The following is a 13,949-nucleotide window of genomic DNA, read 5'->3' on the forward strand; positions in this document are numbered from 1 at the left end:
GAGATCACAGCTAGGGGATGAGTGGCCATCTATCGCTGAGCACTGGCCATCTATCTCTGGACGTCACAACAGCACGGCAGTCGCGACTTGAATCATTCGAACTGATGACCGAATATCGAGTCATGGGTGTAAGACCGGTGGCGAGCGAGCGGGCAGATGAGCGTGTTGCCGAGGCGGTGTACGGGTCGTCGATCGGCGGTTTGCTGCCGGAGGGGCGCATTCGTCCCGGAACCGCGGTGAGCGCGGGCGGTGACATGCCTCTGCTACTGGCACTCGCCGCCGAGGCGTCCGTCGGCACGGCCGGTTGGGCGGCAGTCGGCCTGTCGCAGATGGGTGCACTCGCGGCCAAGTCCGTCGGTCTGGATCTGGCGAGCGGTCTGTGGGTCGACGAGCCCGGACGCCAGTGGGCGCAGGTGGTGGCCACCTTGGCTGAGGTGGTCCCGGTCGTCCTGGTGGGACAACTCGGTACGGTGCCCGGCCAGATCGCTCGTCGGCTGGCTGCCGTGCTTCGGCGCAGCGGGTCGGTGCTGCTGGCCGCCGGGTCGTGGGATGGCGCCGAGGTCCGGATGAACGTGGTGTCCGCAGCATGGGAGGGGGTCAGCGAGGGCCATGGCCTGCTGCGCGGCCGACGGGTGCGGGTGGCGGCCGTTGGGCGCGGCGCGTCCGCGGTACCGCGGTATGCGGACATGTGGCTGCCCGGCCCCGACGGTCGAGTCGCTCCCCTGCCCACGGGCGCTGCCGTACCGGACGGTCTCGCGACCGTGTCCGACGTCCAACTCGGGGAGCGGCCGGTACTGCGCGTGGTGGGGTGACCGCGATGGGCAGCAGGATCATCGTCGGCTGGATCCCGGACTATCCGGTCATCGCCGCCGGAGCCCTGGACGCTGGGCCGATCGCCGTTGTCCATCGCGACGAGGTGGTGGCCTGTTCGGGCTCCGCCCGCGTGGCGGGCGTGCGGCGCCGGATGCGGGTGCGCGTGGCGCAGTCCCGTTGCCCGCAGCTGCGTGTGGTCGAGCGGGATATCGCCGCCGAGTTCCGTGTCTTCGAGCCCGCCGTACGGCACATCGAGGACACAGTCATGCCGCGCCTGGAGGTGATCAGGCCCGGGTTGATCGCCGCACCCGCCCGTGGCCCGTCCCGCTACTGGGGCGGCGAGCCGCACCTGGCCGAACGCCTTGCCGCAGCCCTGGCCGAGGTGGACCTTCCGACCCGGGCGGGCATCGCCGACTCGGTCTTCACGGCGGCACTCGCCGCCCGCACCGGACAGCTCGTCCCCCCGGGCGGCGACGCGGCCTGGCTGGCCCCCTACCCGGTGGGAGTCCTGGGCCTGCCCCGGCTGGCGGAGCTGCTGGAACGTTTGGGGATCCGCACGGTCGGCGCGTTCGCGGCGCTGCCCGAGAAGCGGGTGCTGGCCCGGTTCGGCTCCGAGGGCATCGCCGCCCACCGCACCGCCCGCGGGCACCATGAGCGCCCTCTCGCCGTACGGACGGATTCCGGCGAGCACACCGTGTCGTACGTCTTTGAGCCGGCCGTGCACCTCCTGGACCCCGTCGTGTTCGCCGCGAAGTCGTCCGCCGAGCAGCTCCACGAGCGGTTGACGGCGGCCGGTGTGGTGTGTGCCCGGCTGGAGACCGTCGTGGGACTGGCCGGCGGCAGGAGTCTGTCGAGGACCTTCCGTCACGAAGGACGGCTGTCGTCCCTGGCGGTGGCCGAGCGGGTGCGCGGCGTCCTGCAAGCCTGGTCCGACGCCGGCCTGCTCGATGCCGGCGGCGAGGTGGGCATCGTCAAGCTGGTGCTGCGTCCGGAGCAGCTGACGGCGGCCACCGGTCGCCAGAGTGCCCTGTTCGGCGAGGGGCGCACCTCGGAGGAGATCGAGCGCGCGGCGGCCCGGGTGCAGGCGCTGCTCGGCCACCGGGCCGTCGTGCGTGCCGAGTTGGGCGGCGGCCGGGGTCCGGCGGACCAGGTCCGCCTCGTCCCGTTCGGCGACCTCGACACCGGACCGCGCCTGCCCGACGGGCCCTGGCCGGGGCGGCTGCCCGCACCGCACCCGGCCACCGTGTTTCCACGGTGGCTGCCGGCCCAGCTCACCGACCCCCGCGGCCAGCAGGTGACCGTCTCCGGACGCCTGGCCCTGTCTGCCACACCCGACCAGCTCACGGTCGAGGGCCACGGTGAGGCCGTGGTGGACGGCTGGAGCGGCCCGTGGCCGGCCCTGGAACGGTGGTGGGACCGCGGCCATGGTCGTCGGATCGCCCGCATGCAGATCACGACCGCAGGCGGCCACGCCTGGCTGTTGACGATTGAACACGGCCGCTGGTGGGCCGAGGCCCACTATGGGTGAGAACGACGCCACCGTCCTGCACCTGCCCACCACCCGCTCCACGACCGCTCGTCGGCCGGGTGGCGGGGAGCCGGGCTGGGTCGAACTCCACGCCCACAGCGCCTTCTCCTTCCTGCAGGGCGCTGCTCAGCCGGACGAACTCGTCGCCGAGGCCGGGCGCTTGGGCGTCACGGCGCTGGCGGTCACCGACCGGGACGGTCTGTACGCCGCGCGGCGCTTGGCCGAGGCCGCGACCCCGAGCGGGATCGGCACCGTATACGGCGCCGAACTCGCCCTCGGCGACGCCGAGTTGGGCACACCCGTGGTGCTTGCTCGCAGCGTGGAGGGCTTCCGGCTGCTGTCGGCGGCGATCAGCGCCGCCCAGCTGGCCGGCGCCAAGAACGCCCCCGTCTACGACCTGAACGTGTTGTCCACGGCCGCCGGCAGCGGTCACTGGGCGGTCCTGCCCGGCTGCCCCGCCCCCGACGCAGAGCGACGGGACGTCACCTCGGTTGCCCACCGCCTGGGCCGCCTGAGCGACGTCTTCGGCACCGGCAACGTGTACGCCGAACTCTTCGATCACCATCTTCCCGGCGATTCCGTGGCCAACGATGTCACCGCCGTCGCCGCCCGCCGCCTGGGCCTGCCCGTCGTGGCGACCGGCGCCGTCCACTACGCCACCCCCCATCAGGCCCGGCTCGCCCAGGCGCTCGCCGCACTGCGCCGCCGCGAAACCCTGGACAAGGCGGCCGGGCACCTCATGCCGGCCCCGACCGCGCACCTGCGCTCGTACGAGGAGATGCGACAGCGGATGGCCCGCTACCCCGGCGTGCTGGAGACCACCCTCGACCTCGGCCGCACCAGCGTGATCGACCTCGGAGCCTTGCAGCCTCAGCTGCCCGGCTTCCCCACCCCGTCCGGGTTCACCGAGGACACGTGGCTGCGCTACCTCGCCGAACGGGCCTGCGCCGCGCGGTACGCGGACCGCGACGACCCCGACCGCGAGGCGCGCGCGGCGTGGAAACAGCTCGACCACGAACTCGGCGTGATCAGCGCGCTGGGCATGGCCGGCTACGTGCTGATCGTGCACGACATCACGCAGTTTGCCGTCGGCCGTGGCATCTGGTGCCAGGGCCGCGGCTCCGCCGCCAGCAGCGTGGTCTGCTACGTCCTGGGCATCACCGCGGTCGACGCCCTCAAGAACGGTTTGTTGTTCGAACGGTTCATCAGCGTCGAGAAAGCCGGTCCGCCGGATATCGACATCGATTTCGAAGCCGGCCGCCGTGAGGAGGTCATCCAGTACGTCTACCGGCGCTACGGCCGCGACCACGCCGCGCAGGTCGCCAACGTGATCAGCTATCAGCCGCGCCTCTCGGTGCATGACGCGGCCCGCGTCCTGGGCTACCCGGCCGCCCAGATCAGGGAGATGACCCGGCACATCCACCACACGCCGCCCGGCCCCGACGTCGACCTGCCGGCCGAGGTGCGCGGCCTCGCCGCCCAACTCCACACGCTGCCACGGCACATGGGCATTCACGTCGGCGGCATGGTGCTGACCCGGCAGCCGCTGGGGGAGGTGATGCCGCTGGAGTGGGCCACCGCCGAGGGCCGCTCCGTTCTCCAGGGCGACAAGGACGATGTCGCCGCCGCTGGCCTCATCAAGATCGACCTGTTGGGTCTGGGGACCCTCGGTGCCCTGCACACCGCCTGCGATCTGATCGCCGAGCACTACGGCGTACGCCTCGACCTCGCCTCGATCCCGCCCGACGACCCGGACGTCTACAACATGATCGCCCGGGCGGACACCATCGGGGTCTTCCAGGTCGAGTCCCGCGCCCAGATCAGCACCCTGCCCCAGCTGCGGCCGGAGAACTTCAACGACCTGGCCATCGCGGCCTCCATCATCCGGCCTGGGCCGATTCAGGCCGGCTCCAAACACCCCTATCTGCGCCGCCGACGCGGCGAGGAGCCCGTCTCCTACCCGCACCCGCTCGCCCGCCGCGCGCTGGAGAAGACCCTCGGCGTCGCCCTGTACCAGGAGCAGGCCATGCAACTGGCCATCGACTGCGCGGGATTCACCCCCGGCGACGCGGACCGGCTGCGCAAGGCGATGGCTGCCAAACACGCCCCGGAAAAGGTCGCCGAGCTACGCGGCCGTCTCACCGACGGTATGACCGCGAGGGGCATCCCGCCCGCGGCGACCGAGCAGATCATCCACATGATCGAGGCGTTCAGCGACTACGGCTTCCCCGAGTCCCACGCCCAGTCGATGGCCCACATCATCTACGCCAGCGCCTGGATCAAGCACCACTATCCGGCCGCCCTGACCGCCGGAATCCTGGCAAACATGCCCATGGGCTTCTACGACGTGCAGACCCTCATCCAGGACGCCCAACGCCACGGGATCACCGTGCGCGACGTCGACATCCACTCCTCCCACGCGCACGCCACCCTCGAACCCGACGGCCCAGAAGGGCAGTTCGCCATCCGCCGCGGCCTGACCAGCGTCACCGGCCTGAGCGAGACGATCGCCCACACCATCGTCGCCGCCCGCACCGAACAGCCCTTCGCCGACCTGGAGGACGTCGCCCGCCGCACCCGGCTGCCTGCCCGGCTGATGGAACAGCTCGCCATCGCCGGCGCGTTCGCCGCGTTCGACGGCCACCGCCGCGCTGTCCTGTGGACGGCCGGGGCCTTCCCCCGCAGCCATCAGCCCTACCTCCCTGGGCTGGGCACCCTCGCCGCCGCCCCCGACCTGCCGGCGATGAGCCCGGCCGAGGAGACCGCCGCCGACCTGGCCGCCACCGGCGCCAGCGCCACCAGCCACCCGGTCCACCACATCCGGCCCTACCTCGATCGCCGCGACGTCCTGACCGCCGCCGTGGTCCGTGGCCTCGCCGACCAGACCCGCGTACGGCTCGGCGGACTCGCCAAATACCTCCAGCGCCCGCCCACCGCGAACGGTGTCGCGTTCGGGGCGCTGGAGGACGAGACCGGGATGGTGAACCTCGTCTTCTCCCCACCCGTGTGGGAACGCTGCCACCGCACCCTGCTCGACGCTCCCGCCGTCCTCCTGGACGGGCACGTGGAGCGGTCGTACGGCGCGGTCAACGTCATCGTCCACCAAGCCGAGGCCATGGCGGAGTCGGCGGCATCCCGTCCCCGTCCCCGACGGCGATGAATCCGGGCGGGACCCCTCACGTCAGGGCACGGTGGCGACCGACCGAGGAGCCATCAGGGCGGCGAACAGGGTGCGCACGTCGGGTGTCGTCAGCGGATTGATGTCGGCACCGGCGGCTGGCACGGCTCGGAAGATCGTGACGAGGTCTCCGCTGGCAATGGGTGCCACGGGGCACTGCTCGCCCTCCCTGGTCCGGGCATGCCCGTGTGCGGCAGTTGACACGGCGCGTGTGTGCGCGAACACCTCGGCCGGGCCGTCGGCGCGGGCCGCGCACCAGTTGCCCTGCTGCTCCGGGGGCGGGAGCGCCGCAGGTCCCCGCAACCCGACTGTCTCGGCTCGCCGACCACGGACGGGAGGGGCCGGCCCTGCCGTGGCCGGACGTAGGATCCTTCGACGTGACCGCTATTTCGTTCGATGACCTGATCAACCTGGAGCGCGCTGCCGTCAAGGCGAACGACGCTGTCAAGGGCCTGCCGTACAGCGCAGAGGCGTGGAAGCCCTGGTTTGACGCGTCCGCGGAATTCCAGACGGCTGTGACGGCGTACGCGAAGGCGGAGGGCAAGGACCGGGTTTCGGTCGAGATGGATGTGAAGAAGGCAGTCCGGCACGCGGTGGCGATGGAGGACGCGGCATAGGACCGATCGGCAAGTGGTGAGGGCTGGAGTCGGCGAGGTGGCCCGTACGTTTCAGGCACGGGCTCCGCGTGATCGTGAAGTTCTGTGACCTCTACGCTGCTCGGCATGACCAGCAAGATTCCCGTGCGCGGGGGCAGGAAGGGCCAGAGGCATCGGGCCACCCCGGAGGACCTGCGCACGTACGAGGTGACACCGGCGTCCGAGGTCACCGTGACCCAGGCCGACGGAACGGTGCAGACTCGAGCGGCACGAGCATCGCGGGCCGCGGCACCGACTGCGCTGCGGCGAGGTCCGGCCGTATGCGCGATGTGCGGGGACCCGATCGAGGGCAAGGTCTGGGTCAGCCGTGAGCAGGGGCCGTGCAGGGGTAAACCGGTGCACCCGGAGTGCGAGAAGAAGGCGGTCGCCACCGAGGGCGTACGACGCAGGAAGAACTCGAAGAAGCGTGCAGGGCCGACAAGACCGAAGCCGCTGTCGCTGGTGGAGGAGAATCGGCGGTTGTTCGCGTCGCAGGACCGCATTCGCCAGCAGGCCCGGGAGCGTGCCGCGACGGCGAAGCAGCAGCCGCCGCCGACGACCCCGGAAAAATCTTCCCTCGATTCATAGGTGCGTTGACAGACCGACCTGTGACTATCAGGGCGCCGCCTAGGCCGATACCTTTGAATCTGATTTCTTGGACAGTTTATCGGGCACTTTCAGTGCTATACCCCGTCACGCCTCTTGGAAAGTAAGGGTATTGTAGGCGTCGCCTCAGAGATCCTCCCGAACTGGGCAGCGGGGGCTGCCAGTTCACATGCCCCTCGGTGCCAGCACACCTGGTGTCGGACCGGGAGGGGGAAGTGAGGTGGTGCTGATGGGCGCTCCGCTGGACAAGCGCGGCAGGGACAAGTGGCCAGAGCCGGACAAGTGGCAGGTCATCCTTGCGGCGGCAAGTCTGCTGGTGGCGGTCATCGCGCTGGCGGTGCAGTTCGCTCAGTGACACTGCTGAGTCCGCCTCACGACCGGCCGGAACGGTCCGTGCCCCGCTGTCGAATGCAGCGAGCCCGGCCGCCTTGAACTCGGCCGGGCTCGTGAACTGCGTGGAGGGGCCTGGCTCGGGTGGTGCCGGGCCGGGTCTCTCTGCGCCGACGGGAGTCAGACTCCACCGACTCTTAAAACATTACCACCTTTGGGCCGGATTCGGCATGAAACCGCAGCTCAGGCAGGGTGTAAATCCCCCCGTCACGTCCGTAGATCCGTGCCGGGGAGGTGCCGCAACGTCGCGTCCACGACGTTCGGGACTCGAATCCCCCGGCCCGCGGCCGAAACGGTTCGCGGATCAAATTCGTTACCACGCACAAAAGGTCCGTTTCCCGCTTCGGCGGCACGGCGCGGTGCCCGAGGCGGGCTCCAGGGAACTGGCACAACTCCGCTCTCAAGACCGTCCGTTGCCCTCGTTGCGCTCCCCCCACGAACCCGATGGGACACCCTGATGCCCGGCACGGTCATCGACATCTCCGTCCTCGACGTCGCAGTCCGCCAACGCCCTGTCCTCACCGCCTCGCCGGAACTCGTGCGCGGACACGGAGGCGACATGGACGACCTCAAGCTCTCCATTGCCGAAGGTTTCGCGCCCGACGGGAGGTGGTGCGAGGTCGGCGGTGACCTTCACACCATCAGCATCGGAGACGCGGAAATCCGGCTGCGCCGTCTGCCGGACACGGTGGCCTGGCACGCCGACTACTTCAACGCCGGATGGTGCTCCAGCAAGTACGAGCATGTTCCCGCAGAACACCGACGGACTGTCGCCATGCACGTCGATCGGGCCGCCGGACTCTTCGAGGGCCTCCTCCAGGAAGCCGATCTGCGAACGGCCGCAGCCCAGGGGGGACCTCGTGCCGTTGACGAACTCGTGCGCCACCACGTCTACCTCGCCGACCAACGTCACGAAGCCCTCGACACGCTCCTCCGTGACCTGACCGCCCCCGACGGAACGCTCCCGGTTTGGGCCCGGACACTGCTGCACGAGGAAGCCGAGGACCTCAACATGACCCGCGAGTGGCTCGGCAGCGCCGTCCTTGACTACCACCATGGCTCAGCCGGTTACCGCCCCACCACGATCTTTGGCGGCATCTGCTTCGAGTTCTCCACAGGAGTAATCAACCTGGTCCGCGGCCCCGCATAAGGACCGAGACGATATGCCACGCCTTCCATCGGCGGCAGACGAGCCGCCGGGAGGGACGGGCATCAACCACGCCCACTCCTGGCAAGGCCACGACTTCGACTTCACCGAGGCGGAGTTTTACGGCGGCGACTTCTCTTGAGCCGCGTTCAACGGTGGCACAGTGCAGTTCGCCAGCGCGGTGTTCAGCGGCGCGGCACGGTCCACTTCCGTGACGCGGTGGGAGCGGCCCCACCGGGCCTGATGCCATCGAACGGGCAATTCACCTTGGGCGGCCAGCGAATGGCCGCCTCTCCGGCGGCCGACGTGTGCTTCGATCGATGCCGGGGTACCTGCGGGCAACCTTGGGGAAGACACGTCGGTATGACCACCGTTGTCGTAGCAGTCGTCAGCGTGATGGGCACCGTCATGGGGGCAGCCCTCACCGCCTATGTGGCAGCCCGTGCGGAACAGCGCAGAGAAGCAGCACAGAGCCGGCTGCAGGTCAATGAACTGCGCGTTGAGCATCAGCGGTGGCGCCGTGAGCGCCGACAAACTGCCTACCTTTCCTTCCTCGAAGCCCTGGGGACCACTGACCGGGACAACCAATCTCTCTTCCATGAACTGCGGGCCGGGCGCTCACCCGTGTCGCTCGACACGACGCGTATCGCCGATATCAGACTGAAGTTCAAGGACGCCGAAGCCGCGGCGCTCGTGGTGATGCTGGAAGGACCGGGGACTGTTGCGGAGGCAGCACAAGACCATGTTGATCGGCTCTCTTCTCTGGTCCAAGGGGTTCGGGAGTACGCGGAAGCATCGGCGGTGAATGGCCTTGCAGACGCGGGCGACACCGTGCACGAGACCGGCATGGCATTCATAGCGCAGCGCAAAGCGTTTCTTGGCAGGGCCAGGGACGTGCTAGATGAGTCTGTCGCGCATGGTCATCGCCTCCACGAAGCTCGATGAACACATTGAAGGGGCCCGCCGAGCCGCTCGATAGCGGGCACGCAGCTACGTAGTCACCGAATCCCCGTACAAGGACAGTTCGCCTATGGCAGACAGGGAAGAGCCCGCAGGGACTGGTGATTGCCGCGACACCATGTCAACCTAAACGACCTTCCATAAAACCCCAGGTCAGAGAGGTGATGCTGTGGCATTCGATGTGGCTCAGCCTGGATTGACCACGAGGGTCGAGGCCCTGCGGCTCCACTCCTGGAAGCTCGGCGTCGGCCAGCCGATGCAGGTGATCGACCAGTTCACGGAAGGCGACTTCACCCACATCGTGGACGACCGAGCCGATGTCCACATCGGCTCGCGCGACGGCCGGTTCTATCTCGGCTACTTCCCCAACGGCCGGTCCGGCGGAGTGGACGAGGGCTGGGTGACAGGTGAGGGATGGGTGATCGCTGTCACCGGCACGGCGAACGTACCCGGGTACCGGATGTCCTTCGGTACGGGGACCCCGGCGGAGATCGTCGCTGCTGCTGTGGCTCAGATCCTGGCCACCTCCCGGCCCCTGTGACCGGCACGTCCCGTCTCCTCGTCCGCGCCGCGTACCCTGCCTCTGTTCTCGCGGCCCCGTCCGCTACCGCTTGGAGAACGCCTTGGACCCGCACATGCCCGAGATGACTGTCGGAGATCTGCTCGACCTGCTGTCCGCCTGCGACCGTGACGCGTCCGTCCGTCTCGCCGTCAACCCCTTCTTCCCTATGGCCCACCGGCTCGGCGGAGTGGAGAAGGCGCTGGACGAGCAGGGGCGGCCGATGGTCTACATTGCCGAGTCCCCGGAAGCCGAGCAGTTCGGCCCCCTGCCGCCCGCCGTGGCTGCCGCTCTGGCCTGGCAGCGGCCGACCGAGGGCCCTGCGCGCCGCCGGCGCGGCGCGGCCGGACCGAGCGCCGGCCAGTGATCCAATCTCTAACTGACGGAGGCGCCCCTGCACCCGCACCACCCCAGCGATCCCTCCCACCCTCACTCGCGGGACCCGATGTACTGGGTCACCCCGCGCCACCTGGCCGGCGATGACGGCGTCCTCGCCGAGCGGGTCGGCGACACCCTCGGCGGCCTCGGCTGGCGCATGTGGCCGACCTTCCGCAACACCCTGCTCTATGTGAGCCCGGACGGTCTGCGCGGCGCTGAGTGGATCCTGGCCGCCTACCCGTTCGAGTTGGGCGGGCTCCCGGTGGCCTGGCAGCTTTCGGCCCGTCCGCACACGGCCTCGGCCATGACCGAGTGGAACGCGTATTTCACCGCAGGCGTTCCGCACGAGGCGCTCGCCGACCTCCTGCTTGCGCTCGACGCCCGAGAGGCCCCCGACATCGGGTTCGAGAGCGCCGAGACGGTGCTCACCGCGCTCAGCGCGTACGGCTGGCTGCGCGATCTGGACCGCCCGCGCACGACCGCCAGCGACCCCGGCTTCTCCGCCAGCATCTCGCTGGAGATGCTGCCGCCGCTCATTCATGACGCCGATCCCCGGGACGACCTTCTGGGATGGCAGGCGTGGGCGGAACCCGTACTGGGAGCGCCCTACCTGTGGTGCGCCAGCTTCAGCGCCAGCGTCCCGCACGACCTGGTCGCGGCCTTCGCCGCCTCTCTCGCCTCCCCGATCCCCGTACCCCGGCGCACCCTGCCCGACGGTGCGCAGGAACGGCTCACCGTCGTACGCCGCGACTGACGACACGTCACACCCTCGCCATCCAACCCTGACCTTGGAGGTCTGCTTGCCCCTGCCCTTGATCCGGCTGTCCGTCTCGCCCACCAACGGGACCGCGCACCACGGCGTGATGCTCGGCACCGAGCCGTTGACGGTGTGCGCCACCCACTCGACGGACTTCGCGCCGATCGGAGGGAACACGGCGCACTCCGTGTGCCAGAGCTGTACGCGCGCCTTCCTGATCCTGACCACGCCGCCGCACCCCGGTGGCGAACCGGATCTCCGACCCGCCGTCGGGACGGGTAAAGGCGCCACCGCGCACCGACCGGTCCCGGGCCACCTGATGGGCTACTGCGGCAAATCGCTCGATCCCCGCCCGACGTCCGCGCGGCGGACGTGCGCGAACTGCACCGCGCTGGTCGCCGCGCTGGACCGCTTCCATCGCCTTGCGGGCGAGGTGCGCGTGCCCATCGCCGAGGTCTGTCCGCGAGAGGAGGACGTCCTGTGGGCGCCCGCCGGCCGGGGCAACCTCGTCACCGGACACCGCCGCGACGCCGCCACCGGCATCGCCCTGTGCGGCACGCTGCTCTCCGCACCGAACCCCGACGCCACCGTAGAGTGCGCCCCTTGCCGGCGCCCGTGGAAGACCGAGCGCGACCGACGAGCGAAGGAGCTGACCCGGATGCGGGCGCGGGCCCACTCGTGGCACCAGCGCCGGGAGCTGACGATCTTCCAGGGACGCGCTGCGGACCTCAACTCCGGTGACGCGTATACCGTGTCCGGCTGCATGGACCGGCACCACGTCCTGACCGTGACCCACCCCGCTCGGGGCAGGCGTGCCACGACCCTCGCCTACGTCCCGGCTGATGACGAGATCGTGGAGCTGGGCCTCCACCACAACCGTCTACTCGCCATCGAACGGCCTCACGTGCTGGAGGCGGGTATGCCCGCGCTGCCATGACCTCCTGCGTCGGCACACGCGTCGACCTGGTTCGACCGTGCCACGACGTCCGCTTGCGTTCGGCAGTGCCTCAGGGCCCGTTCTCCCACCGTTGTCACGGTGGGAGAACGGGCCCGCTTGCGTTGTGTCGGGGGTGGTGTGCCCGCCTCCGTGCGCCAGGCGCCCGAACAGCGTGGGCGCTGGGGGTCAGGCGTACGGGGGCGGCAGGCGCAGTGCGAGCTGTTCGATGTAGTGCCGGACGTGGGGCGGCATCGGCTCGGGCAGTGCGTCGAGGGGAAAGAGCCGCAGGGCCTGTCCCTCACCGAGGACGAGTTCGCACTCGGTGCCGTCCCAGGACACGGCGAACAGGTGGGGCGGCGTCTTGCCCTTCTCGTGGGCGGTTACCGGGACTTCCTCGATCGTCTCCGCGACGATACCGGTCTCCTCCAGCAACTCCCGCAGAACCGTATTGAGCGGCGTCTCGTCGGCCTCGGCCCCGCCGCCGGGAAGCGACCAGTGTCCCGGCCAGGCGATACCGGCCTTCTCGTCCCGCAGCTGCAACACGACTTCACGGCGCGGTGTGGTGACGAACGCGAAACACCCGCGGGTCTTCGTGGGACGCTCCTCCACCTCGGTGACCTCCCTCTGTACAGCGACACGCGGATGGTTCACGGCACGAGCCAGGGTCACATCACGGCTCTCGCGGTGTGCAGTGTCCGGCAACACGGTAGTACCGCACGACAAACGCCCCGTCCTGCCCTGACAAGCAGGGCAGGACGGGGCGCGGCGGAGTGGTGTGGGTTAGCGGGCCTGCGCCGCCTGGACGGCGTCGGCGAGGTGGGCGTCGACGAGTGCGGGAGACCCGGAGACGATCACCAGGACGTTGCCGGTGCGGATCGCCGTCTGCTTGACGACGCTGCGCTGCCCGCCGGCGGAGTAGGTGAGCAGCTGGCTCCACTGCTCGTCGCCCATCTCCGGCGCGTTCGTCTTCGTGGTGCCCATGTCGATGACGGTGCTGCCCGACACCACCTGGTAGGTGGGGCAGGAGAGCATCGCGTCGAAGACCGTCCCGATGCCCTTGGACAACTTCGCCGCGCTGTCGCTGTACAGCTCCTCGGACATCTCGGAGCTGCTGTCGGCGTAGGTGAAGGACACTTTGGCCTTGCGGGGGAAGCTGAGGCTGCCGCCGGTGGTCGTGTCGCCGCCGAGCTTGGCCAGCGCCGGGCAGCCGAGCACGGTGACGTCGTCGTGTCGGACGGCGGGCTGCGTCTTGCGGGTGTAGCCCTCGCCCAGGTCGCTCTCGCTCAGCAGCCGCTCGCCCAGCTCGGCCGAGGACAGCGGCGCGGACGCCTTCGCTGCGGTGCTGCCCTGGTGCACGGGTGCGGACGGCGAGGTGGAGTGGGTAGGGGGCTCGGTGCTGGTGGAGCAGCCGGCCAGGGCGAGGATGGTGAGGGCGCTCAGGCCGAGGGCGGTCGTGGTGGACAGGCGCATGCGGAAACCCCTAGGTGGTGCGGGACGGACGGTCTGACCTGGTCGGCTCTCCGGGCGCCGACGAACGCAGGGGCAGGGGAAGGGGTTTCGCGGGTCTCAGTGGCCGAGGTGGCGCAGGCCCTCGTCGAGGGTGGGGTGGAAGTGGTCGACCGGACCGGAGTTGCGGTTGTACCAGGCGGTGTCCAGCCGGGTCTCCTCCGCTTCGTGGCCGGCCTCGCAGCGCAGCCACACCGAGTCGTCGCGCATGTTGAAGACGATCCAGTTCCGGTACGCACCGCAGTGGCACGCGTGGACCTCGCCGTTGATGACGAGCGGCAGGTCCCAGCGCATCATGAAGCCCGAGACGTCCTGGCGGCATGGTGCCCGGAACTGCGGCGGCAGGAAGTCGGGCACCACCGTGGCGTCGGCCGGCGCAGCGAGCGGACCGGTGAGGTCCGGCTGCGGCCACTCGGTGTGCGTCGCCAGCACAGCCTGGCCGGCACGCTGGGCTTCACGGAAGTCTCGGTCCGCACGGTTGCGTCGGAACATGCCGTCTCCATCTCTGTCGTCTCGCCTGCACGAGGAGAGTGCCGCAAGTCCCTGACCTGCTGC

The 13,949-nt window shown here is 69.8% G+C and carries 17 protein-coding genes; 13 read left to right on the forward strand and 4 right to left on the reverse strand.

All coding sequences use genetic code 11. The features are described 5' to 3' along the window. The first annotated feature begins 104 nt into the window (after window positions 1–104). Genes ACFZDJ_RS14045 through ACFZDJ_RS14055 form a run of 3 tightly spaced genes read left to right on the forward strand, consistent with a single transcriptional unit; the run spans window position 105 to window position 5,501 of the window. Window positions 105–812, forward strand: a complete 708-nt coding sequence (locus ACFZDJ_RS14045; RefSeq protein WP_391058922.1) for a hypothetical protein — start codon at window positions 105–107, stop codon at window positions 810–812. A gap of 5 nt (window positions 813–817) precedes the next feature. Then, window positions 818–2,341 (forward strand): DNA polymerase Y family protein, encoded by a 1,524-nt coding sequence (locus ACFZDJ_RS14050; RefSeq protein WP_391058925.1) that lies wholly within the window; start codon window positions 818–820, stop codon window positions 2,339–2,341. Further along, a complete protein-coding gene (locus ACFZDJ_RS14055) occupies window positions 2,334–5,501 on the forward strand; it encodes an error-prone DNA polymerase (protein ID WP_391058928.1) in 3,168 nt (1,055 codons plus the stop codon). The genes ACFZDJ_RS14050 and ACFZDJ_RS14055 overlap by 8 nt, the downstream gene beginning before the upstream one ends. Before the next feature lie 21 nt (window positions 5,502–5,522). Here ACFZDJ_RS14055 and ACFZDJ_RS14060 read toward each other — a convergent pair whose 3' ends face one another. Next, window positions 5,523–5,669, reverse strand: a complete 147-nt coding sequence (locus ACFZDJ_RS14060) for a hypothetical protein (RefSeq protein WP_391058931.1) — start codon at window positions 5,667–5,669, stop codon at window positions 5,523–5,525. Window positions 5,670–5,896: 227 nt separating this feature from the next. Between ACFZDJ_RS14060 and ACFZDJ_RS14065 the strand changes: the two genes are divergently transcribed. The 10 genes from ACFZDJ_RS14065 (at window position 5,897) to ACFZDJ_RS14110 (ending at window position 11,888) form a co-directional block, all read left to right on the forward strand. Then, window positions 5,897–6,136, forward strand: coding sequence for a hypothetical protein (locus tag ACFZDJ_RS14065; RefSeq protein ID WP_391058934.1), 240 nt, complete (start codon window positions 5,897–5,899; stop codon window positions 6,134–6,136). A gap of 105 nt (window positions 6,137–6,241) precedes the next feature. Then, a complete protein-coding gene (locus ACFZDJ_RS14070) occupies window positions 6,242–6,742 on the forward strand; it encodes a hypothetical protein (RefSeq protein WP_391058937.1) in 501 nt (166 codons plus the stop codon). A gap of 238 nt (window positions 6,743–6,980) precedes the next feature. Further along, the gene (locus tag ACFZDJ_RS14075; protein ID WP_391058940.1) at window positions 6,981–7,115 is read left to right on the forward strand and encodes a hypothetical protein; all 135 of its coding nucleotides are present in this window, start codon (window positions 6,981–6,983) and stop codon (window positions 7,113–7,115) included. A 492-nt stretch (window positions 7,116–7,607) separates the two neighbouring features. Beyond that, complete coding sequence (locus tag ACFZDJ_RS14080) at window positions 7,608–8,300, forward strand: hypothetical protein (RefSeq protein ID WP_391058943.1); 693 nt, start codon at window positions 7,608–7,610, stop codon at window positions 8,298–8,300. A 13-nt stretch (window positions 8,301–8,313) separates the two neighbouring features. After that, window positions 8,314–8,439 carry a hypothetical protein gene (locus tag ACFZDJ_RS14085; RefSeq protein ID WP_391058946.1) on the forward strand — a complete coding sequence of 42 codons (126 nt, stop codon included), beginning with the start codon at window positions 8,314–8,316 and terminating at the stop codon, window positions 8,437–8,439. A gap of 221 nt (window positions 8,440–8,660) precedes the next feature. Continuing rightward, window positions 8,661–9,242 carry a hypothetical protein gene (locus ACFZDJ_RS14090; protein WP_391058948.1) on the forward strand — a complete coding sequence of 194 codons (582 nt, stop codon included), beginning with the start codon at window positions 8,661–8,663 and terminating at the stop codon, window positions 9,240–9,242. A 184-nt stretch (window positions 9,243–9,426) separates the two neighbouring features. Beyond that, window positions 9,427–9,798 carry a DUF317 domain-containing protein gene (locus tag ACFZDJ_RS14095; RefSeq protein WP_391058951.1) on the forward strand — a complete coding sequence of 124 codons (372 nt, stop codon included), beginning with the start codon at window positions 9,427–9,429 and terminating at the stop codon, window positions 9,796–9,798. A 103-nt stretch (window positions 9,799–9,901) separates the two neighbouring features. Next, window positions 9,902–10,183 (forward strand): hypothetical protein, encoded by a 282-nt coding sequence (locus ACFZDJ_RS14100; RefSeq protein WP_391059174.1) that lies wholly within the window; start codon window positions 9,902–9,904, stop codon window positions 10,181–10,183. A gap of 78 nt (window positions 10,184–10,261) precedes the next feature. Continuing rightward, the gene (locus ACFZDJ_RS14105) at window positions 10,262–10,948 is read left to right on the forward strand and encodes a DUF317 domain-containing protein (protein ID WP_391058953.1); all 687 of its coding nucleotides are present in this window, start codon (window positions 10,262–10,264) and stop codon (window positions 10,946–10,948) included. A 46-nt stretch (window positions 10,949–10,994) separates the two neighbouring features. Beyond that, complete coding sequence (locus tag ACFZDJ_RS14110; RefSeq protein WP_391058956.1) at window positions 10,995–11,888, forward strand: hypothetical protein; 894 nt, start codon at window positions 10,995–10,997, stop codon at window positions 11,886–11,888. A 186-nt stretch (window positions 11,889–12,074) separates the two neighbouring features. Here ACFZDJ_RS14110 and ACFZDJ_RS14115 read toward each other — a convergent pair whose 3' ends face one another. From ACFZDJ_RS14115 to ACFZDJ_RS14125, 3 genes are all read right to left on the reverse strand, one after another. Beyond that, window positions 12,075–12,497 (reverse strand): NUDIX domain-containing protein, encoded by a 423-nt coding sequence (locus ACFZDJ_RS14115; RefSeq protein ID WP_391058959.1) that lies wholly within the window; start codon window positions 12,495–12,497, stop codon window positions 12,075–12,077. A gap of 171 nt (window positions 12,498–12,668) precedes the next feature. After that, the gene (locus ACFZDJ_RS14120) at window positions 12,669–13,358 is read right to left on the reverse strand and encodes a hypothetical protein (protein ID WP_391058962.1); all 690 of its coding nucleotides are present in this window, start codon (window positions 13,356–13,358) and stop codon (window positions 12,669–12,671) included. Window positions 13,359–13,454: 96 nt separating this feature from the next. After that, entirely contained in the window at window positions 13,455–13,886 is a 432-nt protein-coding gene (locus ACFZDJ_RS14125; RefSeq protein WP_391058965.1) for a hypothetical protein, read from the reverse strand. Window positions 13,887–13,949: the final 63 nt, after the last annotated feature.

This window comes from Streptomyces sp. NPDC007896 (assembly GCF_042959425.1).
Lineage (GTDB): Bacteria > Actinomycetota > Actinomycetes > Streptomycetales > Streptomycetaceae > Streptomyces.

What these genes read in the sequence shown, in the direction of transcription:
- ACFZDJ_RS14045 (WP_391058922.1), top strand. Translation starts at nt 105, where the DNA reads ATGACCGAATATCGAGTCATGGGTGTAAGACCGGTGGCGAGCGAGCGG.
- ACFZDJ_RS14050 (WP_391058925.1), top strand. Translation starts at nt 818, where the DNA reads ATGGGCAGCAGGATCATCGTCGGCTGGATCCCGGACTATCCGGTCATC.
- ACFZDJ_RS14055 (WP_391058928.1), top strand. Translation starts at nt 2,334, where the DNA reads ATGGGTGAGAACGACGCCACCGTCCTGCACCTGCCCACCACCCGCTCC.
- ACFZDJ_RS14070 (WP_391058937.1), top strand. Translation starts at nt 6,242, where the DNA reads ATGACCAGCAAGATTCCCGTGCGCGGGGGCAGGAAGGGCCAGAGGCAT.
- ACFZDJ_RS14080 (WP_391058943.1), top strand. Translation starts at nt 7,608, where the DNA reads ATGCCCGGCACGGTCATCGACATCTCCGTCCTCGACGTCGCAGTCCGC.
- ACFZDJ_RS14085 (WP_391058946.1), top strand. Translation starts at nt 8,314, where the DNA reads ATGCCACGCCTTCCATCGGCGGCAGACGAGCCGCCGGGAGGGACGGGC.
- ACFZDJ_RS14090 (WP_391058948.1), top strand. Translation starts at nt 8,661, where the DNA reads ATGACCACCGTTGTCGTAGCAGTCGTCAGCGTGATGGGCACCGTCATG.
- ACFZDJ_RS14100 (WP_391059174.1), top strand. Translation starts at nt 9,902, where the DNA reads ATGACTGTCGGAGATCTGCTCGACCTGCTGTCCGCCTGCGACCGTGAC.
- ACFZDJ_RS14105 (WP_391058953.1), top strand. Translation starts at nt 10,262, where the DNA reads ATGTACTGGGTCACCCCGCGCCACCTGGCCGGCGATGACGGCGTCCTC.
- ACFZDJ_RS14120 (WP_391058962.1), bottom strand. Translation starts at nt 13,358, where the DNA reads ATGCGCCTGTCCACCACGACCGCCCTCGGCCTGAGCGCCCTCACCATC.
- ACFZDJ_RS14125 (WP_391058965.1), bottom strand. Translation starts at nt 13,886, where the DNA reads ATGTTCCGACGCAACCGTGCGGACCGAGACTTCCGTGAAGCCCAGCGT.